The organism is Bradyrhizobium sp. B039 (genome assembly GCF_038965675.1).
Taxonomy (GTDB): domain Bacteria; phylum Pseudomonadota; class Alphaproteobacteria; order Rhizobiales; family Xanthobacteraceae; genus Bradyrhizobium; species Bradyrhizobium diazoefficiens.
The window spans coordinates 6,308,436-6,332,362 of record NZ_CP152416.1 but is presented as its reverse complement, the minus strand read 5'-3'; the positions used below and the strand labels follow the sequence as shown (position 1 = coordinate 6,332,362).

20 protein-coding genes are annotated in these 23,927 nt (G+C 62.6%); 11 read left to right on the top strand and 9 right to left on the bottom strand.

What is annotated here, in order from left to right:
- Nucleotides 1-471: 471 nt before the first annotated feature.
- The 3 genes from AAFG50_RS30115 to AAFG50_RS30105 all read right to left on the bottom strand — a co-directional run bounded on the left by AAFG50_RS30115 (nt 472) and on the right by AAFG50_RS30105 (nt 4,814).
- Nucleotides 472-1,536 (bottom strand): IS110-like element ISBj4 family transposase, encoded by a 1,065-nt coding sequence (locus AAFG50_RS30115; RefSeq protein WP_011087397.1) that lies wholly within the window; start codon nt 1,534-1,536, stop codon nt 472-474.
- A gap of 102 nt (nt 1,537-1,638) precedes the next feature.
- Nucleotides 1,639-2,901 carry an ABC transporter substrate-binding protein gene (locus AAFG50_RS30110; protein WP_231166549.1) on the bottom strand — a complete coding sequence of 421 codons (1,263 nt, stop codon included), beginning with the start codon at nt 2,899-2,901 and terminating at the stop codon, nt 1,639-1,641.
- A 14-nt stretch (nt 2,902-2,915) separates the two neighbouring features.
- Nucleotides 2,916-4,814: an adenylate/guanylate cyclase domain-containing protein gene (locus AAFG50_RS30105; RefSeq protein WP_011088793.1), complete on the bottom strand. Its 1,899-nt coding sequence runs from the start codon at nt 4,812-4,814 to the stop codon at nt 2,916-2,918.
- 442 nt (nt 4,815-5,256) lie between these two features.
- Here AAFG50_RS30105 and AAFG50_RS30100 point away from each other — a divergent pair, with 442 nt between their 5' ends.
- On the top strand, nt 5,257-5,745 hold the full coding sequence (locus AAFG50_RS30100) for a hypothetical protein (protein ID WP_038966995.1): 489 nt from the start codon (nt 5,257-5,259) through the stop codon (nt 5,743-5,745).
- Nucleotides 5,738-6,970 carry a biotin/lipoyl-binding protein gene (locus AAFG50_RS30095; protein WP_011088791.1) on the top strand — a complete coding sequence of 411 codons (1,233 nt, stop codon included), beginning with the start codon at nt 5,738-5,740 and terminating at the stop codon, nt 6,968-6,970. Before AAFG50_RS30100 ends, AAFG50_RS30095 begins: the two co-directional genes overlap by 8 nt.
- A gap of 264 nt (nt 6,971-7,234) precedes the next feature.
- On the opposite strand, the gene AAFG50_RS30090 is transcribed toward AAFG50_RS30095, so the two are convergent.
- Genes AAFG50_RS30090 through AAFG50_RS30075 form a run of 4 tightly spaced genes read right to left on the bottom strand, consistent with a single transcriptional unit; the run spans nt 7,235 to nt 11,492 of the window.
- Nucleotides 7,235-7,933 carry a substrate-binding domain-containing protein gene (locus AAFG50_RS30090; RefSeq protein ID WP_011088789.1) on the bottom strand — a complete coding sequence of 233 codons (699 nt, stop codon included), beginning with the start codon at nt 7,931-7,933 and terminating at the stop codon, nt 7,235-7,237.
- The gene (locus AAFG50_RS30085; protein WP_028173130.1) at nt 7,930-10,056 is read right to left on the bottom strand and encodes a molybdopterin cofactor-binding domain-containing protein; all 2,127 of its coding nucleotides are present in this window, start codon (nt 10,054-10,056) and stop codon (nt 7,930-7,932) included. The genes AAFG50_RS30090 and AAFG50_RS30085 overlap by 4 nt, the downstream gene beginning before the upstream one ends.
- The gene (locus tag AAFG50_RS30080) at nt 10,053-10,520 is read right to left on the bottom strand and encodes a (2Fe-2S)-binding protein (RefSeq protein ID WP_028173131.1); all 468 of its coding nucleotides are present in this window, start codon (nt 10,518-10,520) and stop codon (nt 10,053-10,055) included. Before AAFG50_RS30080 ends, AAFG50_RS30085 begins: the two co-directional genes overlap by 4 nt.
- Before the next feature lie 15 nt (nt 10,521-10,535).
- Nucleotides 10,536-11,492 (bottom strand): tripartite tricarboxylate transporter substrate binding protein, encoded by a 957-nt coding sequence (locus AAFG50_RS30075; RefSeq protein WP_186363048.1) that lies wholly within the window; start codon nt 11,490-11,492, stop codon nt 10,536-10,538.
- Between the two features lie 251 nt (nt 11,493-11,743).
- Between AAFG50_RS30075 and AAFG50_RS30070 the strand changes: the two genes are divergently transcribed.
- Both AAFG50_RS30070 and AAFG50_RS30065 read left to right on the top strand, forming a co-directional pair.
- Nucleotides 11,744-13,831: a molybdopterin-dependent oxidoreductase gene (locus AAFG50_RS30070; RefSeq protein WP_028173133.1), complete on the top strand. Its 2,088-nt coding sequence runs from the start codon at nt 11,744-11,746 to the stop codon at nt 13,829-13,831.
- Nucleotides 13,832-13,961: 130 nt separating this feature from the next.
- Nucleotides 13,962-14,744: an enoyl-CoA hydratase/isomerase family protein gene (locus AAFG50_RS30065; protein ID WP_028173134.1), complete on the top strand. Its 783-nt coding sequence runs from the start codon at nt 13,962-13,964 to the stop codon at nt 14,742-14,744.
- 1,423 nt (nt 14,745-16,167) lie between these two features.
- On the opposite strand, the gene AAFG50_RS30060 is transcribed toward AAFG50_RS30065, so the two are convergent.
- Nucleotides 16,168-16,557 (bottom strand): hypothetical protein, encoded by a 390-nt coding sequence (locus AAFG50_RS30060; RefSeq protein WP_131234203.1) that lies wholly within the window; start codon nt 16,555-16,557, stop codon nt 16,168-16,170.
- Between the two features lie 283 nt (nt 16,558-16,840).
- Here AAFG50_RS30060 and AAFG50_RS30055 point away from each other — a divergent pair, with 283 nt between their 5' ends.
- From AAFG50_RS30055 to AAFG50_RS30025, 7 genes are all read left to right on the top strand, one after another.
- Nucleotides 16,841-17,311: a hypothetical protein gene (locus AAFG50_RS30055; RefSeq protein ID WP_131234204.1), complete on the top strand. Its 471-nt coding sequence runs from the start codon at nt 16,841-16,843 to the stop codon at nt 17,309-17,311.
- 714 nt (nt 17,312-18,025) lie between these two features.
- On the top strand, nt 18,026-18,388 hold the full coding sequence (locus AAFG50_RS30050) for a hypothetical protein (RefSeq protein WP_039185647.1): 363 nt from the start codon (nt 18,026-18,028) through the stop codon (nt 18,386-18,388).
- Between the two features lie 242 nt (nt 18,389-18,630).
- Nucleotides 18,631-19,275, top strand: a complete 645-nt coding sequence (locus AAFG50_RS30045) for a DUF3102 domain-containing protein (protein ID WP_157862140.1) — start codon at nt 18,631-18,633, stop codon at nt 19,273-19,275.
- Between the two features lie 219 nt (nt 19,276-19,494).
- Nucleotides 19,495-21,597 carry a MobA/MobL family protein gene (locus AAFG50_RS30040; RefSeq protein ID WP_028173138.1) on the top strand — a complete coding sequence of 701 codons (2,103 nt, stop codon included), beginning with the start codon at nt 19,495-19,497 and terminating at the stop codon, nt 21,595-21,597.
- 236 nt (nt 21,598-21,833) lie between these two features.
- Nucleotides 21,834-21,998 (top strand): hypothetical protein, encoded by a 165-nt coding sequence (locus AAFG50_RS30035; RefSeq protein ID WP_156149850.1) that lies wholly within the window; start codon nt 21,834-21,836, stop codon nt 21,996-21,998.
- Between the two features lie 246 nt (nt 21,999-22,244).
- Nucleotides 22,245-23,177, top strand: a complete 933-nt coding sequence (locus tag AAFG50_RS30030) for a DUF4357 domain-containing protein (protein WP_028173139.1) — start codon at nt 22,245-22,247, stop codon at nt 23,175-23,177.
- A gap of 13 nt (nt 23,178-23,190) precedes the next feature.
- A complete protein-coding gene (locus AAFG50_RS30025; RefSeq protein ID WP_028173140.1) occupies nt 23,191-23,634 on the top strand; it encodes a hypothetical protein in 444 nt (147 codons plus the stop codon).
- On the opposite strand, the gene AAFG50_RS30020 is transcribed toward AAFG50_RS30025, so the two are convergent.
- Nucleotides 23,631-23,831: a ribbon-helix-helix protein, CopG family gene (locus AAFG50_RS30020; RefSeq protein ID WP_028173141.1), complete on the bottom strand. Its 201-nt coding sequence runs from the start codon at nt 23,829-23,831 to the stop codon at nt 23,631-23,633. The genes AAFG50_RS30025 and AAFG50_RS30020 overlap by 4 nt on opposite strands.
- Between the last annotated feature and the right edge of the window lie 96 nt (nt 23,832-23,927).

Here is a 23,927-nt window from a genome sequence, read left to right as displayed (position 1 = left end):
CCACCTTGAGTGTGATCGGCGGCTTGTGACCCGAATGTATGGTCCGGCCGTGCGTAGCAAGAGGTTCGTCGATCAGGTGGTGTGGTCTTGCATCAATGTATCCGGCCTTTGATTGGAGCATTTTCTCCGGGCCATCATGGATATCAGCGCGCGTGCGTTCTCATTAGCGGACAGGCCTCGATTGGGCCATTTGGGTCACCAGTGTTCGCATGCGCCGGGAAGACCGAACCTCCATCTCGTCTCATCCTCTCGCAGACCTCGGCTGGAACCTGTTGATGGGGTTACGTCATCGCTTGCTCCTCCTACCTCGCAGTTCCTGTGTTCGAGCCAGGGGCCGTTCCTTCGTCCCGGCCCGCAGGACGTGCGTCGCGTCGCGCGCACGGGCGGTCAAGGCCGGCCGTTGCGCTTTGCTTGCGGCTGGCTCCGGCGTTGCCAGGCCGCGCCTTGACCGCGCCGAGCACGGCGCGACGATCAAGCGGGTCGGACGCCTGCATCGTTGGTCCTTGTCAGCTCGAAGGCGCGTCCTTTAGCCAGCACCGCCCAGGCGATGCGGGCAAGCTTGTTGGCGAGTGCGATCGCCAGCACGTTGTGGTGCAATCGCTTCTTGGCGGCTTCGATCCAGGATCTGAGTCCGTAACGTTCCCAGTTCTTGATCCTGACCAGCACCACCCATGCCGCCTGGACGAACAGAACGCGGAGGTAGCGATTGCCGCGCCTTGAGATTTTGCCGAGGATCGTGCGGTCTCCCGTCGAGATCTGCTTGGGCACCAGCCCGAGCCAGGCGCCGAAGTCACGGCCTTTGGAGAAGACGTCTCCAGTGCCGATCGCGGCCACCATGGCGCTCGAAATGATCGGCCCGATGCCAGGCACCGTCATCAGGCGCGAACATGCCTGATCTTGACGGGCCAGTGCTTCGATCTCGCCGGAGAGCCTATCGATGCGCTGATCCAGCCGACGCCAGTCGCCTGCCAACTCCTCGATGACACACAACATGCGTGGCGACAGGGCATCGGTGCGCGTCGCAAGGATGGTGGGCAGTTCTGTGCGCAGGAAGCCGATACCCTGGCGCACCGCGATCCCGCGTTCCAGCATGAAGGCGCGAATCTGGTTGATGATGCCGGTGCGTTGCGACACCAGCCGCTCGCGCACCCGATGCAGCGCCTGCAGATCCAGTTGCTCCGCGGTCTTGGTCGCCACGAACTTCATCGTCGGGCGCTGCACGGCTTCGGCAATCGCTTCGGCGTCATTGAAGTCGTTCTTCGGTCCTTTGCTATAAGGGCGGACATATTTGGCCGGCATCAACCTGGCATCGTGACCTAACGATGCGAGTTTGCGGCTCAAATGATGTGCGCCGACGCAGGCTTCCATGCCGATCAGGCAAGGCGGCATATTGGCGAGCCGCGCCTCGACCTGGCCACGCGACCACTTTTGCCGCAGCACGACGGTGCCGCGCGTATCGTGGCCCACGACGTGGAACGAGTTTTTGCCGATATCGATGCCGATCACGGCGATCGCGGTACTGGGTGTCTGGGACATGGCGTGCTCCTTGTCTTGGCGCCCCTGGCCAGCTTATCGCTGGCGGGGCAGGAGCACGGCCGGACCATCCCATTAGCAGACTCCAGGCCGCACCAATCTGGTTCACCATTCCTTGAATGTCGGCTCGGCGCACCCGCCGCATACCCACGGAAATGTCCAGTCGGCGGTAAGCTTTGCGCTCTCTGGAATGTAGCGGCTCCAGACCGAAGCCTTGATCGGGTTGATCGAGCGCCAGACCACGTCGAACCTGCCATCCGGATTGAGCTTGCCGATCATCGCGGGCTTGGAAAGATGATGATTGGTATTCATCACCACCTCAAAACCGCTCGGCGCCTTGATCCTCTGACCGTACATAGCCTGACGGACCGCATTCGCGTCTGATGTACCTGCCTGAGTGACGGCCTGCGCCCACATCCGGAAGCCGATGAAGGTCGCCTCCATCGGATCGTTCGTGATGTTGTCGCGCTGCTCGTTGAAGTCGGTCCACATCTTGACGAATGCGTCGTTCTCCGGCGTCGTGACCGACTGGAAGTAGCTCCGCGCCGCCATGTGCCCAACAAGCCGGCTGACGTCTACACCTCGCAATTCTCGTGCTGTAACGGAGAGCCCCATGACAGGAATCTTGCGGGCCTCAACCTGCTGGGCCGCCAATTCGTTGTACAGATGGCCGTTAGCATCTCCGCTGATGGTTGAAATCACGGCGGTCTTTTTACCCTGTGAGCCAAGGACCTTGATCTTCTCGACGATCTCGCGCCAGTCCGAATGGCCAAGCGGCGCATAGATCGTGGTGACGTCCTCGGCATTCACGCCTTCCGCGGCGAGGTATGCGCCGAGGATCCGGTTGGTCATGCGCGGATAGTCGCTTTCGGTTCCGAGGAGGACCCAGCGGCGAATACCGCCTCCCTCCTTGCTCATCAAGTAGCGAACGGCCGGAATCGCCTGCTGGCTCGGCGCCGCGCCGGTGTAGAAGACGTTCCGCGAGCTTTCCTCACCTTCGTGCTGAACCGGATAGAAAAGCAGGCCGTTCAGTCGCTCGAACACCGGAATGACGGCTTTTCTGGATGTTGAGGTCCAGCAACCGAACACGACCGCGACCTTTTCGTTCGCGAGCAACTCGCGCGCCTTGTCGGTGAATGCGTCCCAGTCCGAAGCGGGGTCGGCGACGACCGGCTCCAGTTTTCTGCCGAGCAACCCGCCCTTCTTGTTCTGGTCCGCAATCATCATCAGAACCGTGTCCTTCAGCGCGGATTCGCTGTTGGCCATGGTCCCGGACAGGGAGTGCAGAATGCCGACCTTAATGGTGTCTTCGGCGCCATGAGCCATCGAAGCAAAAAGAATGAGCGGCACGGCAAAGAACCCGCGCAAGGAACAAATCCACCTCATGCCGAAGCTCCGACGAGTTCGAAAATGCGGGTTTCTTTTGTCATGCCCTTGGCAATGACCGCATCGAAGGCCTTGAATTCGAATTGATCGCGAACGCGCAAGTATACGTCCTCGCTTGCGAGGACGGTTGTCCCGACCTGCTTGTTCAGGCCTTCCAGCCGTGCGGCAAGATTAACCGTGTTTCCGAGAGCGGTGTAATTCATGCGCTCGGACGATCCTACATTGCCGACGACGGCTTCCCCGACATGAATGCCGAACCTTGTGACGAAAGGCGTCAGGCCTTCAGCCGCGAATTCGGCATTGAGCCGTTCGCCCGCTGCTTTGGCCGCAAGCGTCGCCCGGCACGCACGGGCGACATGGTCGGGTTGTGGATGGGGGGCATTCCAGAACACCATGACAGCGTCGCCGATGAACTTGTCGACCGTGCCGCCCTCGGTGAGGAATGCGTCCGTCATCACGGAGAAATACCGCGATGTCTGCCGCATCAACCCATCGGGATCGGCTGCTTCCGCAATCGTCGTAAAGCCCTGAACATCGGTGAAGACCAGCGTGATCTCCTGTTTGACACCGCCGAGCGTGGTGGAGATGGAATTGTCGATGAGGCCGCGGACGATCTCCTTGGGGACGAAATGTGCGAACGACCATATCGCCCGCTGCGCCAGATTGACGGTGCTGCCCAGCTCGTGAATCTCGCGAATATACGAGGTTACCGGCGCGAGGCTGGGTTCAGCCAGCGTCTGAAGCTGGCCAGCCTGCGCCGTGATGCGTTTCAGGGAGTGCGACATTGTGCTGCCGAACATCCAGACCAGCGGCACAAAGGCCGCACCGACGATGATCGCGAGGATCAATCCGGTAAACTGGAGCCGTCGAACATTCTGAACGAAGTCATCCTCGGCAGCCAGCAGCAGGATGCTGCCGTTGTATCCTTCGCCAAGTGTGAACTTCGTCAATCTGAACAGGTAGCCCTGTCCGTCCTCATCGCGGATGAGGCCCTCGTTGTGGTCGCGGTTATGCGACCGTCGAACAACGGAGGCCACCATTCCGGAATTGATCTCGTCGATGCTGGGCAACTGCGATTGCGAAGGATGCGTCATCGCGCTTTCGACAAGTCCCGTAAATTCGGGATGCGCGATGAGCGAGCCGGCTTGGTCGAATATCATGACCGTGCCATTCTGGCCCGGCCGTTGCGCCTGGACGAATGCACTGAAGGTATCGAGCTTGAGATCGGCTGCGAGAACGCCCGGCACCTTGCCCCGCAACGGGGCGCTGACGGTGATCACCGGCGCGTCGATGCTGAACGACAGATAGGGTGCCGAAACATATGGCCGGTCCGACCGCAGCGTTTGCCAGTACCAGGACCGCTTGCGGCCGTCGTATCCGTAGTTCCACAGGTCGATTTCGCCGACCTCGTTGCCCTGACGGTCCTGAAAGACACGGCGCATCGGCAGATCGCCAGCTGGCGTCGGACGAATCAAGCTGATCGCAAATTCGGCGCTCGCCGGCGCCCGCAGCCGGTCGCGCTGGTCTTCGCTGAGACTGCTGGTGCGCCTCACCTGCAGCCATGCGCCATTGTCGAAGCCAGCATAGATGCTGTCCATCTGCGGCATTTCCTGCAGCGCCGCTTTGAACAGGGGGATGGCCCGGCCGGTCTCCGACCTTTCATTGGAATCGGCTACGCTCGAACTGGTCGCCAACACATTCACCAGCGACGCGATGGCATTCAGTTCGCCCTGCAGACGGCCCAACGACTTGGTGCTGGCGGAGTCCATGAATGCCGACGCGGCTTCATGTGTCGCCGCGCGCAGCGAGCGGGCTTGTATGGCTATCAGCAGCCCAGCGAGCGCGACGACAAACGTCATCACCGCCAGTGTGATCGAGGTTCGGAAGGTGAACATGCCAAGCCTCCTCGTCGTTTTGCTCAGGCTATAGTCTTTCCGGAGAACGTCCAGCAATAGATTCGCGGTGCGATTGCGTACATAGACATTCGCAGCCCGCGCAACGTACTCCAGTTTACTGTGTGGCCGTGTAGCGCGGCGAGAGGTCCAGGATGAGGTCTTTGGGCTTCGCCCTTCCTGGAGTGGCCGCGACCTCGTACGCAGCGGCGTCCGAACGGCACCGCTGTCTCACGGCGGATCTCCGTCCTAACAGACCGATCGGATAGTTACATATAGAAGGCGTGGATTGCTGCTGCGAGCGTCGTCGGTGGCGCCGAGCGACCTTTGGAGGTTGTTATGGCGCTGCTGCAAGCAAAGCTTGCCAAGTGTCGTCATTGTGCGAGTATGTAAGCCGCAAGCCCTGTTTTAACACAGTGCCACCCGGTTATTTGGGGGAGTGGACGTGAGCGACCTGCATTCGGCTGCACCTCATCATCTTCCAGGCTTCATCACTGCTCCAGACGACACCGATATCCTCATGTTGGTTGTCGGCATTATCTTGATCGGGGCCGTTCTTTTGGTCGGCAATTTCTATTTGCACCTGCACACGATGCCGGAGCGGATGGCCCATAAGTCGCAGAAGTTTCAGTTTGAAATCGTGGCTATGCTGGGGCTTTTGGCGCTGTTCACGCACAACCACCTATTCTGGGTAATCGGCCTGTTCCTCGCTATGATCGATCTACCAGACTTCAGCACGCCGCTCCGGAAGATCGCTCGAGCAGTCGAAAAAATGGCCGGCGTTGCACTAGAGCCGGACGCTACCGACGCGCCGAGCCACGCTGCCCCTCATGCAGCCAATACGTCAGATGTGATGAAGACCAGTGCCGCCGTCGACGAGATCAAGAGCAGGATTGAACGCGATCTGAAGCGGGGGACGCCGGGCAATGCTTGAACTCCTCCTCTGCGCCACCTTCACCATCCTTCCGGACTATCTCTATCGTCGCTATCGGCAGGGAAAGCGCATAGGGCGTGAAATCACGCTCTATTCAGTCTGGTTCGAACTGCGGTTTGGCATCGTCGCCTGTCTGATGCTGACGGTGTCGCTGATCACAATGATCTTCTATTTTCATCCATCGACCTCGTCGGCGACGATGTTCTATCGGACCGTCCCGATCATGACGGAAGTCAACGGCCGGGTTGCCGAGGTTCACGTCGATGTCAGTGCGGACGTCAAGCAAGGCGACGTGATTTTCAGGCTCGACAGCGCCAAGCAGGAAGCTTCGCTTCTGAGAGCCAAGCGCAAGGTGGCCGAAGTCGATGCCGCTATGCTGTCGGCGCAGGCCGATGTGATGAAGGCGGAAGGCCAGCTTCAGGAGGCAAAAGGCTCGCTGCAGCAAGCGCAGGACGAACTTGATACCAAAACTGAATTGCAGAAGCGCAACCCTGGAATCGTTCCGCAGCGCGACATCGAAAAGCTTGGTGTGGCGGTTGCAGGTCGTCAGGGCTCCCTCGACGCCGCGACCGCCTCCAAGCAATCCGCCTCGACGCGGTTGAACGATCTGCTACCGGCGGAGAAGGCAAGCGCTGAGGCAGCATTGGCCGAAGCCCAGGTCGATCTGGACAAAACTTTCATTCGCGCCGGCGTTGACGGACGGGTCGAGCAGTTCGGACTGAAGCCGGGCGATATCGTCACTCCAAATATGCGCACGGCCGGTGTGCTGATTCCGGAGGGCGCCGGACGGCGTGCTTTAATGGCCGGATTTGGGCAGATCGAGGCTCAGGTTTTGAAGGTCGGAATGGTTGCCGAGGCCACCTGCATCTCCAAGCCATGGACGATCATTCCCATGGTGGTGACCAGCGTGCAGGACTACATCGCGGCGGGCCAATTCAGGGGCGGCGAACAACTGATTGAGGCGCAGCAGGTTGCGCGTCCAGGCACCATTCTCGTCTTCATGGAGCCGATCTACAAGGGCGGGCTGGAGGGCGTGACGCCCGGCAGCAGCTGTGTCGCCAATGCCTACACCAGCAATCACGATAGGATTGAGGACAAGCAGACGGGCACGCTTAAGCGCTTTGCCCTGCACGCTGTCGACGCTACCGGCATCGTGCACGCCATGCTGCTGCGCATCCAGGCGCTGGTGCTACCGGTCCAGACGCTGGTGCTGAGCGGACATTGAGTGGGTGGTCGGATGGTGCTGGCGACGACGTAGCTGTGATTTGCAGAATGCGCACTCGATTCCGTTGATGTGCCTTCTGCGACCTCCAGCGATGTCCGCTATTGCGCTGCTAGGGCCGATGGCGGCTCCTCAGGTCGAACAAAATGTGCGATGTCGCTTGTTGGCCCATCTCGGACCTGAGGTGAGGTGCGCCAACGCGCCGCTATCAGAGGCAGAGCGGACCTCATACGAAGTGCAGCGCAAGTTTATGAGTGCTCGCCCGCCCTAGCCAGCAAAGCCCGCGCGCTCGCGCAGCTCCTTTCGGTCCGCGCCTGTCAGCAAAGCGATCAGCGCGGCGGTTTCCTTCGGATGTGCGGCCTGCGTGGTCACGCCGGCCGTGTACATCGTCATCAGTTCGCAGCCCGGCGGCAGCGATCCCGACAGCACAATGCCGTCGGTCGCGATGATCTCGGTCGCCTGGGTGCAACCGAGCGGTCTTTGCGCGGTGGATGTCGCAAGCTCCCGCATCGCGGTCGCGCCGTTGGGGAATATCTTGAGGCGCGATGCGACCTCGTAGGCGATGCCGAGCTGATCCAGGATCTTTGCGACGTGCTGGCCCGCGGTCGAAGCCCTGGTGTCGGGCACATAGATGGCGTCTGCGGCACGCAGGACCTCGCGCAGGTCGGCTTCAGTCTTCACGGCCACCTTGGGATCGCGGTTGCGGACCGCCAGCGCGGTTTCAACTCTGCCGACATCTGCGATCGAGGAGGGGACGACGAGCTTCTCCTCGGCAAGTTTCGCGAGCAACGCCTGCGTTAATATGACGAGATCGGCCGGCGTGCTCGCACGCAGCTTGTCGGCCATGATACCGACCGCACCGAACTCGCCGTCGATGCCGAACCCGGTCTGCGTCTTGAAGGCCTCGCTGAGGCCGCGCACCAGGCCTTGCGCCGCGCCGCCGCTCAGAATATTCACTGTCGTCACGATGCAAGCTCCATGGCTGCGATGATCTTGTCGCGCGTGATCGGCAGGTCGCGCACGCGCACGCCGAGGCAATCGTGGACCGCGTTCGCGATCGCCGCCGTCACCGGGCCGTGTGCGGCTTCGCCGGCGCCGACCGGCTCGATCTCCGGCCGCTGGATGATCTCGACATCCACCGCCGGCGCCTCGCTGGAGGTCAGGATCGGATAGTCGGTCCACGATGTCGATGTGATGCGTATGCGGTCGAAGCGGACGCGCTCCTTCAACACCCAGCTCGTCGCCTGGATCGCGCCGCCTTCGATCTGGTTGATCACGCCGTCGGGGTTGATGGCTTCGCCGACATCGACCGCCAGCGTCAGCCGCCTCACGCGGATATCGTCGGTGCCTTCGATCTCGGCAATCGCGGCGCAATAGGCGCCCGTGTTCTTGTAGCGCGCAAAACCGACGCCGTGGCCGATACCGGTTCGCTTCTGCGGCTTCCACTGCGCGCGTCGGGCTGCGGCGCGAATGACGTCCTTCGCGCGCTCATCGCGCAGATGGCGCAGACGAAACGCGACCGGATCTTCGCCGCGCAGGGCGGCGATCTCGTCGAGCAGGGATTCGATCGCGAACACGTTGCCTTGCCCGCCCAGGGTCCGCAGCGCCGAGGTGCGCACCGGCATGGTCAGCAGGCGGTGGCTCGTGATCGTCCAGGCCGGGAGGTCATAGAGCGGAACGGAATTGCGGTCGCCGCCGCCGCCATTGGCCGCCGGCGGGTTCGTCGAGATCATGCGCGGATAGGGATTTGCGATCTCGGTTGCCGCGAGCAGCGCCGGCTGTGCCGCGCGTCCCGGCCGCGCCGCGTGGCCGTTGCTCCAGATCGCATGGCGCCAGCCGACGATCTCGTTGTCCGCATCGAGATCGGCCTCGATCTCGATGGCCATGGCCGCGCCGAACGGCGCGTGGGACATCTCGTCGTGGCGCGACCACTGCACCCGGACCGGACGGCCGTCGACCGCTTTCGCCAGCAGCACGGCATCGAGCGCGACGTCGTCGGCCGCATTGTGCCCGTAGCAGCCGGCGCCCTCCATGTGCTCGACGACGATGTTTTCTGCCGGCAGCCTGAGCACGATCGCGAGATCGGCGCGCAGCAGATAGACGCCCTGGCTGTGGGTCCAGACGTGGACACGATCGCCCTCCCACCGCGCCATCGCACAGGACGGCGCGATCGAGGCATGCGCGATATAGGGGCGGGTGTATTGCCGGCGGAGAGTGCGCGCGGCCTTCTGTGGCGACGCGGCCGATCTGGTGTCGATGGTGGTCGTCTTGACCGGTTGGCTCTTCAGGAAGCCCGCCAGATCGTTTTCGTCGGGCAGCGGTTCGCCGGCCGACCATGTCGCGCCCTTGCGCAGGGCATTCAGCGCGGATTCCGCCGCCACCTCGCTGTCGGCGACCACGCCGGCGAAACTGCCGTCGCGAGCGATCGCGACGAGGCCCGGAACGGTGCGCACGGCTGTTTCGTCGAGCGCGGTCAATTTGGCGCCCGAGATGTCCGGCCGCAGCACGCGGCCGTGCAACAGTTCCGGCAGCGCATGGTCGTGGATGAAGCGCGGCCGTGCGAACACCTTGTCGGGAATGTCCACGCGCTGGATCGAATGTCCTGCTACGGCACGCGTGGCGGCGGCCTTCGCAGTCGCGCCAGCAGTGGCATCCTGGTCGAGCGAGACGTCGCCCGCCAGCTCCCAATAGCTGGTCCTGACATTGCCGGGACCTGAGATCGTGCCGTCATCGACATCGAGCCGCGAGGCATCGACGCCGAGCCGCTCCGACGCTGCGGCGAGGAAGATCTGGCGCACTTCGGCGCAAACGTGTCGCAGCGCGCGGCCGGATTGCTGGATCGAAAGGCTGCCCGAGGTGACGCCTTCGTTCGGGCTGGTTGCGGTCGAGGCGCGGATCATTTCGATTCGGCCGATATCGACGTCGAGCTCGTCCGCGGCGATCTGGGCCAGCGCCGTGACGATGCCCTGGCCGATCTCGACCTTGCCGGGCGAGATCGCGACGCGGCCGTCGCCGGTGAACCGCACCCAGGACGACAGTCTTGGACTGGTCACGAGGCTGACCGGCAGTTTCGGGGCAGGGGGCGTCATGGGGTGGCCATCTCCGAGGCCGCGCGCAGCACGGCGCGGACCATGCGGTTATGCGATCCGCAGCGGCACAGGTTGCGGTCAAGCGCCGTTCTGACCTCAGCCTCCGTCGGCGACGGATTGCGCTTCAGCAGGGCCGCCGCACTGATCAGGATTCCCGAAACACAATAGCCGCATTGCATCGCCTGTTCGGAGATGAAGGCGCGTTGCAAGGCGTGTGGCTGCTCCGCCGTGCCGAGGCCTTCGATCGTGACGACGTCTTTGCCGGCAACCGACCACATCGGCATGTCGCAGGAGGCCATCGCGCGGCCGTCCACCATGACGTAACAGGCCCCGCACTCATTGGCACCACAGCCAAAATGCGGACCGGTAACGCCGAGGCGGCCGCGCAGAACATCGAGCAGCCTCTGATCTGGATCAGCGTCCACAGCCGTCGCCGTGCCGTTGAGCTGGAATTGAATCGGCATGGTCGTTCTACGGCCTCAGGACTTGTCGAACTTCTTGACGACATCGGCCCATTTCTCGATGTCGCCGCGCAGGAACTTGTCGAATTCCTCCGGCGTCATCGACATGGGCACGGCACCCTGCGCGGTCCAGAGCTTGACGATGTCCGGACGTTTCACCATCGCGTTCACGGCGGCGTTGAGCTTGTCGATGACTGGCTTCGGCGTGCCGGCCGGCGCCATCAGGCCCAGCCAGATCGTGGCCTCATAGCCTGCTGTGCCGGCCTCGCCCGCGGTCGGCACGTTCGGCAGCACCGCTGAACGCTGCTTGCCGGTGGTGGCGAGCGCGCGGACCTGGTTCTCGGCGATGTTCGGCGCCATCGCCGGCACGGCGTCGATCATCATCTGCACCTGTCCGCCGATCACGCCGCTGCGCGCCTCGCCGCTGTTGCGGTAGGGCACGTGGACGACGTTGATGCCCGCCATCGCTTTGAACAGCTCGCCAGCCATGTGATAGGGCGTGCCCTGGCCGGAGGAGGCGTAGTTCAGCTTCCCCGGTTGCGATTTGGCGAGCGTGATGAACTCTTGCAGCGTCTTGGCTGGAACCTGCGGGTTCACCACGATGACGAGATCGGAATAGTTCACCGGCGCGATCGGCGCGAGGTCGCACATCAGCTCATATTTGCGTTGCTCCGGCGTCAGCAGCGATTCATTCGCGGTCTGGGTGTTGGACATCATCAACAGCGTGTAGCCGTCGGCCGGCGACTTCGCCGCTTCGACGGTGCCGATGACGCCCCCCGCGCCGGTGCGGTTCTCGACCACGAAGGGCTGGCCAAAACTCTCCTGGAGCGCGTTGCCGATCAGCCGGGCCGCGACGTCGGCCGGCCCGCCGGCGCCGAAGGGCACGACGATTCGGACCGCGTGCGTGGGATAATCCTGCGCCAATGAGGGGGCTGCGGCGACTACGCCGAGCAGGCCGGCGGCCAGCGCCAGCATGAATTGTCGGGCCGTCACGCCCACCTCCCTGATATCGTTCTTGTTGGGCGCACTGTAGCGGCAGGGAACGCGGACTGTCGACGCCTCACAACGTCGATCGCGCCGGGAATATCGGGCGGCTTTCGGTGTGGCCGGGCCGGATTTCGTGCTTTCGGCAGGAACCGGCCGCGCGTGCGGTTTGAGCAAATCGCATGGGCGTTGCCGGATAAATGCTCTCGGCCGGCCGGTATTTTGGTGTTACGAACTGGGGCATGAACCAGCACGCCAAGATCGAAATCCGCCATTCGACCTGTCCGCACGATTGCCCCTCAGCCTGCGCCCTCGATGTCGAGGTGGTCGAAGGCCGCAGCATCGGCCGCGTCCGCGGTTCGAAGAAGCAGACCTATACGGCCGGCGTCGTCTGCGCCAAGGTCGCCCGCTATGCCGAGCGTATCCATCACCCTGAACGGGTGATGTATCCGATGCGCCGCACCGGGCCGAAGGGCTCCGGGCAGTTCGCGCGCATCTCCTGGGACGAGGCGCTGGACGAGATCGGACATCGGTTCAACCAGGCCGAGCGCGAGTTCGGCGCGGAATCGGTCTGGCCCTACTACTACGCCGGCACGATGGGGCTGGTGATGCGCGACGGTCTCAATCGCCTCACGCATGTGAAGAAATATTCGCGCTTCTATCAGACGATCTGCGCCAATGTCGCACGGATCGGATATGCGATCGGCACCGGCAAGATCGCCGGCGTCGATCCGCGCGAGATGGCGCTCTCCGACCTCGTCGTGATCTGGGGCACCAATCCGGTCAACACCCAGGTCAATGTGATGACGCACGCCGCGCGGGCGCGCAAGGAGCGCGGCGCCAAGATCGCGGCCGTCGACATCTACGACAACGAGACCATGAAGCAGGCTGACATCAAGATCATCCTGCGTCCCGGCACCGACGGGGCCTTCGCCTGCGGCGTCATGCACGTCCTGTTCCGCGACGGCTATGCCGACCGCACCTACATGGACAAGTACACCGATTGCCCTGCCGAGCTCGAGGCGCATCTGAAGACGCGCACGCCGGAATGGGCCTCCGCCATCTGCGGCGTCCCGGTCGCCGAGATCGAGGCTTTTGCGAAGGCCGTCGGCGAGACCAAACGCACCTTCTTCCGCTATGGCTACGGCTTTACGCGCAGCCGCAATGGCGCCACACAGATGCATGCGGCGAATTGCATCCCCGCAGTGACCGGGGCCTGGCAGTATGAGGGCGGCGGCGCCTTCTTCAACAATTACGCGCTGTGGCACTTCAACGAGGCCATCATCGAGGGCCACGACGCGATCGACCGGACCACGCGTGCGCTCGACCAGTCGAAGATCGGCCGCATCCTCACCGGCGACGCCGAGGCCCTGCTCGGCAAGGGACCGGTCAAGGCGATGCTGATCCAGAACACCAATCCGATGACGGTGGCGCCGGAGCAGGCGCTGGTAGCCCAAGGCTTTGCGCGCGAGGATCTGTTCGTCGCGGTGCACGAGCAGTTCATGACCGAGACAGCGCTGATGGCCGACATCGTGCTGCCGGCGACCATGTTCATGGAGCACGACGACCTCTATTACGGCGGCGGCCATCAACACATCTCGGTTGGACCCAAGCTGATCGACCCGCCCGACGAATGCCGCTCAAACCACCAGGTGTTGCAGGCGCTGGCACCGCGGCTTGGCGCCAGGCATCAGGGCTTCGAGATGACGCCGCGCGAACTGATCGACGCAACGCTGAAGCTCAGCAACCACGGCGACATCGCCGGCCTCGAAGCCGACATCTGGCGCGATCTGCAACCGGATTTCCGCACCGCGCATTTCCTCGACGGCTTTGGCCATGCCGACGGCAAATTCCATTTCAGGGCGGACTGGGCGCATCCGCCGTTCGGCCAGACGATGGGCGATGTCGACCAGATGCCGTCACTGCCCGACCATTGGGCGGTGATCGAGCATGCCGACCAGGCCCATCCGTTCCGGCTTGCGACCAGCCCCTCGCGCAGCTTCCTCAACACCACGTTCAACGAGACGCCGTCCTCACAGGCGCGCGAGGGCAAAGCGAGCGTGATGATCCACCCGCTGGACGCAGCCCCCCTCGATATCGTCGACGGCGACGCCGTGACGCTCGGCAACACCCGCGGCGAGACCACGCTGAATGCGGTGCTGTTCGAGGGCGTGCGGCGGGGAGTCCTGATCGCGGAATCCGTGCATCCGAACAAGAATCATATCGGCGGTCGCGGCATCAACACGCTGACCGGTGCGGACACCATCGCCCCGATCGGCGGCGCTGCATTCCACGACAACAAGGTCTGGATCAGGAAAGCGGCCACCTGAGCGCGCATGGCGATTGCCTTGCAATTTGTGTCGAGGCGCTAAAGCGGCGCTGCGCCGCAGTTTGCGCTTGCACCTCTCGCCCGACCTGCCGCAAATGGCAGCAAAACGGGAGCAAGGAAGCGAGCGTGCCATGACCGACACCACAGCCGTCGTCACCGAGAAGCGCGGGCAGGCGTTCTGGATCACCATCAACCGGCCGGAGAAGCGCAACGCGCTGAACGGCGACGTCATCGCCGGCATCACCAAAGGCTATCGCGATGCGCATGACGACAAGGACGTCCGCGTCATCGTGCTGACGGGCGCGGGCGACAAGGCGTTCTGCGCTGGCGCGGACTTGCAGAATTCCGGTGCGGCCTTTGCGATGGATTTCTCCAGGCCGAATGTCGACTACGCCGATCTGTTGCGCCTGTCGCAGAACGCGACCAAGCCCGCGATCGCGCGGGTCGGCGGCGTCTGCATGGCCGGCGGCATTGGCTTGCTGTGCATGACCGATATGGCTGTGGCGGCCGATCACGTCATCTTCGGCCTGCCGGAGGTGAAGGTCGGCGTGTTTCCGATGCAGGTGCTGAGCCTGTTGCAGGAGATCGCATCGCGGCGCCTCGTCAATGAATGGGCACTCACAGGCGAGCCGTTCGATGCGAAGGCGGCGAAGGACGCCGGCCTGCTCAACTACGTCGTGCCGACGGCCGAGCTCGATGCCAAGGTCGACTGGCTGATCGGCCGTATCGTCGACAAATCCCCGACCGCGATCCGCCGAGGCAAATACGCCATGCGTGCGATTGCCTCGATGTCGTTCGACGAAAGCATCGCCTACACCGAGAGCCAGATCGCACTGCTGGCGATGACCGAGGACGCCAAGGAGGGCCTGAAGGCCTTCAGCGAGAAGCGCAAGCCGAGTTGGCCGGGAAGATAGATGCCGTGCTGCAGCCTCCGTCTCGGCTGGCAGCGTCAGGAAAGCGCATCTTATCCATTGGCGCTAGCTAAACATGGGATTTTCCGGTCGAACAAAAGCGGCTGGTCAACAAGTCGGCGAGCAGACGATAAAGCTGAAGGAGGCTCGGGGGCTCAGAGATCCGGATCCGCTTCTAAGGGAAGCCGCCAGCCGAAGAGGATGTTGTGTGCGCCACTGATGCCTGACGCCAGCGAGATTCGCGCCTCGAACGATCAGGCGAAGCAGTCGAAGCGCGGCCGTGACGATGCTAGAGGGCAGTGGAGGCGTGCCCGACACGACTTACTTGAACGGACAAAACGGGCCTTTGCGATGCGCTCGCCCGCCTTTCCGGCTGGAAAGCAAGAAAGAGCGCCTCCGGAGAGACGCTCTTTTGCCACCCCATTCCGGGGTTAGGACATCCGATTGCACAGAAAGCACTACGCTATCGCACTTTCAACTTCCCCCACGCCTCACGTGGCATAAGGGATTCTTCAGTCGAATTGCCAGGTGGCACACGGGATTAGCTCGAACAACAACATCTAAATGCTAATGGTTAACAACGCAGGAAAGTCTCGAGATGCCCATGAACGCGGAGCACAGTTCCGAGATGAGAGGCGGGGCTCTTCCAAGGCTCAAGCTGGGTGCTCCTAGGAACTCCGATCTGATGGGCAGCATTTTACGATTCACTGCCCTTTGCGGCGAAATTCTAACGAGCGAAGTGGCGGATGCGGGATCACGGTCGATGCGCGCCCGACCCTATTATTCGCGCTGGCAGAAGGCAGCGTTGCGATGCATTAGACGAAAGCAACAAAAGCGCCTCCGGAGAGACGCTCGGTCAACACATGCGATTGCACAGAAAGCACTACGTTATCGCACTTCAACTCCCCCACGCCTCACATAAGGGGTTCCACAATCGGGCACCTAAGTAGCCAACGAGATTAGCTCGAACAACAACATCTCAATGCAAATGGTTAACCACGCCGGAAAATCTGGGACGCTCGCGAACTGGGAGCACACTTCCGAGATGAGAGGCGGAGCTATCCTTCCAAGGCTCGAGCCGGTGCTGTAGGGGACTCCGATCTGATGGGCAGCATTTCACGATTCACTGCCCTTTGCGGATCATCGATACAGGCGAAGAGCCGGCGGTGGTGGCGCTAATCAGGACAGTTGGTGAGATCAAATCCCAATGGAGTATCGTCAGATTTCTTTATGATAGTACTAGTTGGGTAGCCGGTAGGCGCTTGTCTTGATTTAAGAGGCGGGCGTCGCACAGTATAGTGCGGGCGGGTGCCCACGTCAGAGCGTGCTATGTTCGGGCTGGCTCGTTCTGATCCGGAGCGAAATGCCCAGTCCGTATTCGCGCCTCGCACGCAGGCTGTTCACGTGGCGTGTTCGCCGGCAGCATTTAGCACGGGGATTTTTTCTGTAGGGAACGAATTATTGAGGCCGTCATGATCACGGTCGTCGCTCGATCCTGATTACAATCTCCAGCCGGCAGCTTGAGCGCGATGCGCATGCCAGGCGCTAGAGAGGTATAGCCTGCCGCCTGGCATCGATCGTTTTGAAAGCCAATTGCCACGCGCATCTGTCGAGACGACGACACATGGTCTGCGCCGGCAGTTGGCGTCTGCTCGCGACGTTCTCGAATTGGCTCTCTCTGTAATTCGGGATGGCGTCCAGTATTGCTCGATTTCGCCAGGCCGTGATTGAGAGCCAGCTTGCCTGGGTCGCGGATGCGCGGATTGAAAATCAGTAGGTCGCGCGGGGTGTCCCCCGGTGCCAATTCGGTTGTCATTCAAGGTCCGATCGTGCCGGCATTATGCGGGTATAATGCCGGCATTATACGGTGCGATCGGAATTCGAGCTTTTGACTCAAAAGCTTACCATGGGATCTGGCGCGTGTTGAAAACTCAACTCGCGGCCGCGAGAACGCAGGCCGGAGGCGCGTAGGTCGCCCTTGGAGCCCTGAGGGATGAATAGGGTGGTCCTCAACGGCAATGGGTGCAATTTCGTCTTGCAGGAGCAAGCGATGCTGGTGCGTCCGCGTCGTCCATTATACGTTGCGGCCGAAGGCCGCGGTGCAAAAGCTTGTGACCGGGATCATCAATGTGTTGATTGACGATCCAAATTCGGATTGCGTGCGGCAAGACGTGATCGGGTCCATGCTGACGATCTGGGTGTCACTCAATGATCACCTGGTGGTTGGGCAGCGGCTCTCGGTAATGCTGGATGGACGTCCCGGCGAGGCGGAATTGCCGCGCCAGCGGCGCCGGCGACGCCTTTGGCGGGCGTGTCACGCAGTGGTGATGGATTCGATTGCTGAACTCGTGCCTCGCGCCCGTATGGGCGACCATCACCAGGTGTGGCAACTTGGGAACAACCGAAACCCCCGCAGAACGAAGGGGAAAATGGCGATCGCACCGAAGGCGCGCGCGACCGGATTGCCGGTAGCCACGCTCGATCTTGCAGCGGCCGCTCAAGCGAAAACCGATGCGCAGTTTCTCTTGAAGCTGGCGCGCGCCTGCAAGCCTTGGCTGCGCGTCGGTTGAAGACGGCATCTGTAGCGCAGGGGCGCATCGCAAGCTGGATCGCTACCATGATGGAGGCGGCCCACAAGGCCTTAGTTTCCCCCGCGCCGACGAGGCTCGGCGCGGGCCTCGAACGGCTCACGCACCGGGTGACGAAGCGGTCGAGGAGTTAGTTCAGCGTCTCGCCTGCTCGACCAGCAGTCTCAAGCTGTTGAGCGATGCTCCTTTCAGCCTGCAACTGATCAAGGCGTCGCACCGCAAGTGCCTCGCGTCACTTCTGGATTGTGAGCACACTGATCCGTGCGAACGTGCGCTGAGCCGACTGGGGCGCTGGATGGACATGATTTGGACGAGCTGCAGACGCTGGAGGACTCCCGCGCCGAGCGGTGAAACAGCCGTGTCGAAAGAGGTGGTTCGCACGTTGAGGGTGAGGCCAACGAGCCAATGCGCTGCGCGAGGACTGCCGATCCGCACTCTAGAGGCGCGACGTTGAAAAGCTCATCTTCATCAAGATGCGATCTGATGTAGATCCGGACGCTCAACCAGGCGTCCTCTTAACAGGAACTGAAGGATATGGTTGCCAATACTCCCCAGATGCAGGTCACGCACGCGTGTGGGCACTCTGCAATGCGCGTCAAGTCTCAGCATGATACTCTAATGGAGATCAGGATCCGCACTGCCAGACGTACTTTGTGCGAGGCCTGCCTCACTGCGCATAAGGCAAAGCGAGATTGCATGGTCTCCAATTCGGTTCAGCGAACCAAAGAGGCGGCCGCCGCGACCAAGCTGATTGGCAGCAAGAAGCAGATCGAATGGGCCAGCCGTATTCGTGAGAAGTGGCTGTATATCGTTAAGCGCGAACTACCAACGCAGGTTCTGTTCAGTTTTGACAAAGTGCGGGGGGCTGACGTATCCCCCGAGGCCATCGAGCAGGCCGCTACCACCGTACTCGCCGTGCGCCTGGCTGCAATTGATGATGTAGTTACGCACAGCCAGGCTGCCTGGTGGATTGACTTCCGGGACCATCTTGAATCGATGGTTAATCGGCTGACGGATGTCGCCATCAAGTCTGAATGTTCGGCCCTCCTCAACAAGTAAGGCCGATCAAGCAGGCGCGGCCGTCCCTGCAGTCCTCGCGCAACTCTTTCCTTCGATCAGTCGATTCCGCTGCACGCTCCTTGTCCGAGGCAGGGAATGCGAAAATTTTTCGCATTCGGCGCGATGCGCCCACTGAGGCTGTCGCAAGGTGCCATCATTTTGATATTGTTGACAAATTCGAAAAGGCTCTGTCATTATTGAAGCGAGGTTTGCGACGAGAGATGTCATCAGGAGTACTCATCGTGACGAGCGCGGAGCAGTTCAACTACGATCAGGTTGAGCCGGACAAGGCGGAGGAGCTGCGTGAGCTTGCTGGCGTGATCCGCCTGGGTGTGAGACTGCTGACGCGGACGGCCGTGGAAATAGGCAGATCGCTGACCGAGGCAAAGGCCGGCCTGCCAGGTCGGGTGTTCCTGAAGTGGTGCCGTCTGGAAGCGGGCTTCGAGCCGCGCACGGCCCAGCTCTACATGAATCTTGCGGCTCTATACGAGCGCTACGGAGAGGATGTGTATCACGTGCCGCTCAGCGCTGCGCTGGATCTCGCCGCGCCGTCGGTTGACGAGGCCACCTGTGTCGACATCCTGGCGCGGGCCCGCCGTGGCGAACGGCTGACGGTCGAGTTCGTGAAGGAATGCATTCGGCGGGCAAAGAGCAAGGCGGGCAACCCCGACGAGTCGGTGTCCGAGGGTGCTGCCGCGATATCCAACATGCTTGCGAACGAGATCGGCATCGCCACGAAGATGGCGCTGCAGAAGTACCTCGGGGCTAGCCCGGGGGCACATGATCGGCTCTTCATGAAGAGCTTTCGGGAGCGCATCGCGAAAGACCTGCGTCAGAACAGTGTGCGCGTGCGCATGCCATTGACCCACCGGCTGCCCGCAGCCTGAGCGGCGTGTCTTGCTCACCTGGTGATGCAACTTGAGGTCACGACGGGTTGGGCCGGGCGTCTTCGGCCGCGACCTTATGTGTATGCCTTCGGGCACGCGAGCTTTGCTCCGACGGCCGGCCATGATGGCGCGGAGATCTGTTCAGCTCGTCAGCGAGCCTTTCCAATCTATTTGTGAAAGCGCCTCTGCGGAGACGGATTGCTATGGATATGGCCTGGATTGCGCGCGGCCGATGAACAGGGCGGCCCTCAGCGGGAATTGGGTGCAATTTCCGACTTGCAGGAGCGGATGCGATGTTGGCGCGTCGTCCATTATACGTTTGGAGACAACGTGTCGCATTGCTCCATCCACACCCGCGTCATTCAACCCAGCAAGGGTAATACCGCTGCGGCGCGGTTCGCTTACCAGACTTGCTCGACCGCAGACGATCGTTTCGGGCACGTCGACTACCGGTGCTATGCGCCTTACCGTGTCGGAGGCTGCGTGTTGCTGCCGATGGGGGCGCCAGCGGAGCTCGCCGAGTGGGAGAATTTCTCCAAAGCCGTCATTTCCAGGGAGACGCGGCGGAACGCACAAGAAGGCAGAGTTCTCGATTTTGCGTTACCGCGCGGGGTCGCCCGTGAGCTGCTGCTGCCGCTTGCGGCGTTTGCGCTGTTGCCGTTCGTCGAACTCGGGATGGCGGTGCGGCTCGATATCGAGTGCGTGGACGCGAGCGACGGTGAGCCCAATCCGCACGCTCACGCCTGGCTCTCGCAACGTGAGCTGAAGCAGGGCGGTTTCGGTCTGAAGGTGCGACCTTGGAACACGCTGTTCCGGCGCGACGGCTGCAGGCACATACGGGCCCTTGTCGCGGCGAGGCTGACGTTGGGCTGTGCGATCCTCGGCGTAGAAGCCTACGTCGATCCGCGCCGCAATGATGTGAGAGGAGCTGGCGCTCCGGAGCTGCGGCTGACGCGGGTGCTGTGGAGCATGTACAGTGAAGGTAGGCATGTCGAGGCGATCGAGCAGTTGAAGGCGAGCCGCCAGCCGAAGGGAGATCGCATGGCAGCGAAGCATGCCCCGGGGCCGGTGGTTGCGAGTGTAAGGATAACGAACGCAGCAGTGTATTACCGTGACGATGATGAGGAGGCTGCCGAACTCCTGAGGCGGTTTGCGGATGCCGCGCAGGAGGCCGGTTATGAGCTGGAGCTGGCATCGGGCTCGCCGGCGTTGGCGCTGAGCGGGACGGCTGTTGCCTTCGACGGTCGGGCCTTCACGATCGCAGACATCGGCAGCTCGGAAGATGCTGCAATCGTCGCGCGGTTTGCGCGCCGGCTCGAATGGCCAGGCCTGGTGGTCGAGGGAGGTGCACGCCTTGCCGATCTGATCGCGATCGCTGGCGCCGCCGAGGGCGTGTTCATGATCAATCGAGCTCCCTCGGCCGAAGCCCGTGATCGCATTGCGCGGGCGTACTATAGCGAGATGAAGGACGACATTGCGCACCACGATCCGCTCGGGATCGCTGCAGGGTTCTTCGCGAACTCTGAGGCGAACAAGGTTGCCGCGCAGCCGGCGGAGGTGCTCGATGCTGCTCTGCAGGTGAATGTGGGCTGCGATCCTCAATCGCCGGCAAACCTGGTGGTGCCGAACACCGCCCCGGCCGGGTGGAGCAATGTCGCCGAGCCGGCATCCGTCGTTGCGCCGATCGCAACGTCGGACAGTGAGAAGCGCGTGGCCGCCGGTTGGGATGATGTGAGGCGAACCGCTGCTTTCTCGTCCAAGGCGATCGCTCGAACGTCTGGAGATCGCAGTGAGGCTCGCCGGCCGCCCAGAGTGGGCGTGACCTCCAACCCTCCTCGATCGCCGGCAGACCTGAGGGCGCCGAGCACCGCTCCGCTCCGGCCGAACGAGGTCGCCGGCCTGGCTTCAGCGGTTGCGCCCATGGCGACGTCGGGCAACGACAGCCCACGCGGGGCCGCTGGTGCCGATGCGCGGCGAACCGCCGGTTCGTCGTCCCAACCCTTCGAAGGCCTCGAAATGCTCCCGCAGGACGATTCCTGGAAGGTCGCACCCGATCCAAGCAGGTCGGCGCGCGATGCGCTTGCACTCGAGGTCGGTTTCAGGCGGCAGCGGCAAACTCACGAAGAGCTTGACGAATTCCTGCGTCGGAAGACGCGGCAATCGTCCGGGCTTCGGCGTGAGGGCGCCGTTTCGCCTGGGAACGCGAAGCTTCAGCAGCCGACGAGGCGTCCCCAGCCGATCCCGCAGTGGCCTGCCGAAATTCCCGCCGTCGGTCAGGCGGTCGAGACGGAGGAGCCCGACTACCAGGCGCCGCGTCCCTGACGCGCCGACACTGCGGTCTTGCGCTCGTGCATCAGCTCATGCTCGGCATGCAACACCAGCCTGCCTCAAGGGGCTGTCGTTAACCATACGTATTGAACGAGCGCTCTGTTCGGCTGGAATATTCCGAGAACAAGCGCATATTGCAGCTCACCTCGCGGATCCCTGCGAGGCGGCCGCCGCCGGTGCTTCCAACACCGCCGGCAGCCTAACCACAACCGACTATCACGGAGTCAGCCATGGCTAAGCGCCACTATATCGCCGATTCGGCGATCCTTCTTCCGTCCTCTCCGATGCAATGTGCGCTGTCCGATGGGAGCGGCGGCTCATTCATGCCCGATCTCGGGCCCATGGTGGGCGGCATCTCCCTCCTCGCCATTACCTTTACCATCACCATCAGCTAGGCACGGATCGCGAGGCCCGACGTCATGCGGCGCGCCGGCGTCGCATGAATCGGTCCCGGTCCGTTGCCTTGCGTTGGCAATCCCGTGGGTCGGGGACGCCAATCCTGGCGGCCGCGATCTCTGCGGATCATGTCACGCAAGCTGCAATGACGCCTGCGCCCTGCGATGTCTGGCAGGACGTCCCGTGGTGCGTCAGCCGGTCCGAAGTCGACCTCGCGATCTCCCAGAGGACAGAGAGATCGATCCATGAAATTTCCCAACGAGACCATCCCGATGGTGCAGCCCTGCACCCACACGATCTATCGCCCGTTCGGTGGCGTCGAAGGCTATCGCCAGATCCACGATCCGGCCGGCCGGCTCGTCGTCACCGCCTTTCCCCTGGCGATGGCCAGGAGCCTGGCGGCGACCTGCAATCTGTGGTCCGCGTGCTACGTCATTGTCGGGCGAGACGAAGCCTATATCGGGGAGAGCAACCGGGCGGTCAGGTGCGTCGCCGAGCATGCCGCGGACTCCTCCAACGTCTTTGGCGCGGAGGCCTACCTGCTCCACGCGCAGGAGCCGCATACACTGCCATGGTCGGCGCGGCTCCGCCTTGCACACCGTCTGAACGAACTAGCCAAACAGGTGGGTCTGGTCACCTTGGCCAACACCGTTGAGCCGCGGGGGCTTCCTTGCCTGGTCGAACAGGCCGCAGCGATGGAGCGGCTGGTGGCCGATGGCCGTTGCCTGCTGTTCGATGCCGGTTGCCGGATCTTCAACGCCAACGTTGTGGGCGAGCTGCCCGCGGAAGTCGAATCCGATGACAACCAGGATGTGAACGAGATCGTCGAGATCGGCTTGCCGATTGCGCCGCCGCCCGAAGGCGAGCTCGAATTCGATTATTGCGGTATCTGGGCGCGCGGCCACCACGACCAAGAGGGGTTCGTGGTCCGGTCCGGCTCAGAGGTGCGCAACGTCGAGACCCCGAGCCTCAGGAAGAACATCAAAAAGCTCCGCGCAGATCTCCTCGCCATGGGTGTCGTGGTGCCGATCGCCGGCATCAAGGATCGCCTGCGCTTTCAGGTCGACTGGCACTTCTTTTCTGCCGCGGTCGCGGCCAAGTTCGTTGCGGGAGCGCATGTCTCCGGCACCAAGTGGGTGCGCCCGCGCACTCCCTGGCCGATCGCGCGCGCGGAGTAGGGGGAGCGGTCAGATGTCCAATTCCACGACGATGCCGGGGCACCAGCCCCGGCAAGATGGCGAGGCCCGTCTTCCCTGCCATCATGGTGAAGGCGGCGCGCCGATCAGGAGCACCGAGCCGTCCGGCGGGGCGACGACGCATCCGCGCGCGGGCCGTGACGGTCGCATGCTTGATGCCTCATCGCCGATCATCCGTGCGCTCGTCGAGATCTCGCCGCTCAGCTGGTGGCGGTCGATGTCGGCCGACGCCTTTCGGGCGGCGGAGTACCTCGCGGTCCGGTCCGCCCTCGAGGAGGTCGCAAGGCTGATCGAAGGCGCACCGTGCGGAAGCATGCGGAGCATGGCGCGGATGTATGCTGCGCAAAGGACGCCCGAGGGGATCGAACTCGTTGCGAGGGTGCGCTCCAAGTCGCACAAGCCGATCGCGCCCTCGCTGCCGACCCACCAGCAAGGCTAGCGCTTGGGCGCCTTCTTACGCCGCTCGAGCCAGTCTCTCGCAGCTTCCTCAAGAATCTCCGAGGCGCTGGTGTCGTCCTCAAGCGCGACGCGCTTGATCGATTTGATCAGCTCGGCGTCGAGGGTTGCGAAGAAGTTGCGTCTTGGCTGCGGGACCGCCGTCTTGCCTGCTTTTGCGGGTTTTCCTTGCTCGGCCATGGGCTCTCCGTGGGTGATCAGGGGCAAGGATTCGCCGGTAGTCGAATCCTTGAAGCCAGGCCGAATGTAGGCCGGGCTCAGCCAAATGGCCATAGG

Excerpts from the sequence above, each read along its gene's own strand:
- AAFG50_RS30115 (WP_011087397.1), bottom strand. The coding sequence starts at position 1,536 with ATGTCCCAGACACCCAGTACCGCGATCGCCGTGATCGGCATCGATATC.
- AAFG50_RS30105 (WP_011088793.1), bottom strand. The coding sequence starts at position 4,814 with ATGTTCACCTTCCGAACCTCGATCACACTGGCGGTGATGACGTTTGTC.
- AAFG50_RS30095 (WP_011088791.1), top strand. The coding sequence starts at position 5,738 with ATGCTTGAACTCCTCCTCTGCGCCACCTTCACCATCCTTCCGGACTAT.
- AAFG50_RS30085 (WP_028173130.1), bottom strand. The coding sequence starts at position 10,056 with ATGACGCCCCCTGCCCCGAAACTGCCGGTCAGCCTCGTGACCAGTCCA.
- AAFG50_RS30080 (WP_028173131.1), bottom strand. The coding sequence starts at position 10,520 with ATGCCGATTCAATTCCAGCTCAACGGCACGGCGACGGCTGTGGACGCT.
- AAFG50_RS30075 (WP_186363048.1), bottom strand. The coding sequence starts at position 11,492 with ATGCTGGCGCTGGCCGCCGGCCTGCTCGGCGTAGTCGCCGCAGCCCCC.
- AAFG50_RS30070 (WP_028173133.1), top strand. The coding sequence starts at position 11,744 with ATGAACCAGCACGCCAAGATCGAAATCCGCCATTCGACCTGTCCGCAC.
- AAFG50_RS30065 (WP_028173134.1), top strand. The coding sequence starts at position 13,962 with ATGACCGACACCACAGCCGTCGTCACCGAGAAGCGCGGGCAGGCGTTC.
- AAFG50_RS30060 (WP_131234203.1), bottom strand. The coding sequence starts at position 16,557 with ATGACAACCGAATTGGCACCGGGGGACACCCCGCGCGACCTACTGATT.
- AAFG50_RS30050 (WP_039185647.1), top strand. The coding sequence starts at position 18,026 with ATGGTCTCCAATTCGGTTCAGCGAACCAAAGAGGCGGCCGCCGCGACC.
- AAFG50_RS30035 (WP_156149850.1), top strand. The coding sequence starts at position 21,834 with ATGGCTAAGCGCCACTATATCGCCGATTCGGCGATCCTTCTTCCGTCC.
- AAFG50_RS30030 (WP_028173139.1), top strand. The coding sequence starts at position 22,245 with ATGAAATTTCCCAACGAGACCATCCCGATGGTGCAGCCCTGCACCCAC.
- AAFG50_RS30025 (WP_028173140.1), top strand. The coding sequence starts at position 23,191 with ATGTCCAATTCCACGACGATGCCGGGGCACCAGCCCCGGCAAGATGGC.
- AAFG50_RS30020 (WP_028173141.1), bottom strand. The coding sequence starts at position 23,831 with ATGGCCGAGCAAGGAAAACCCGCAAAAGCAGGCAAGACGGCGGTCCCG.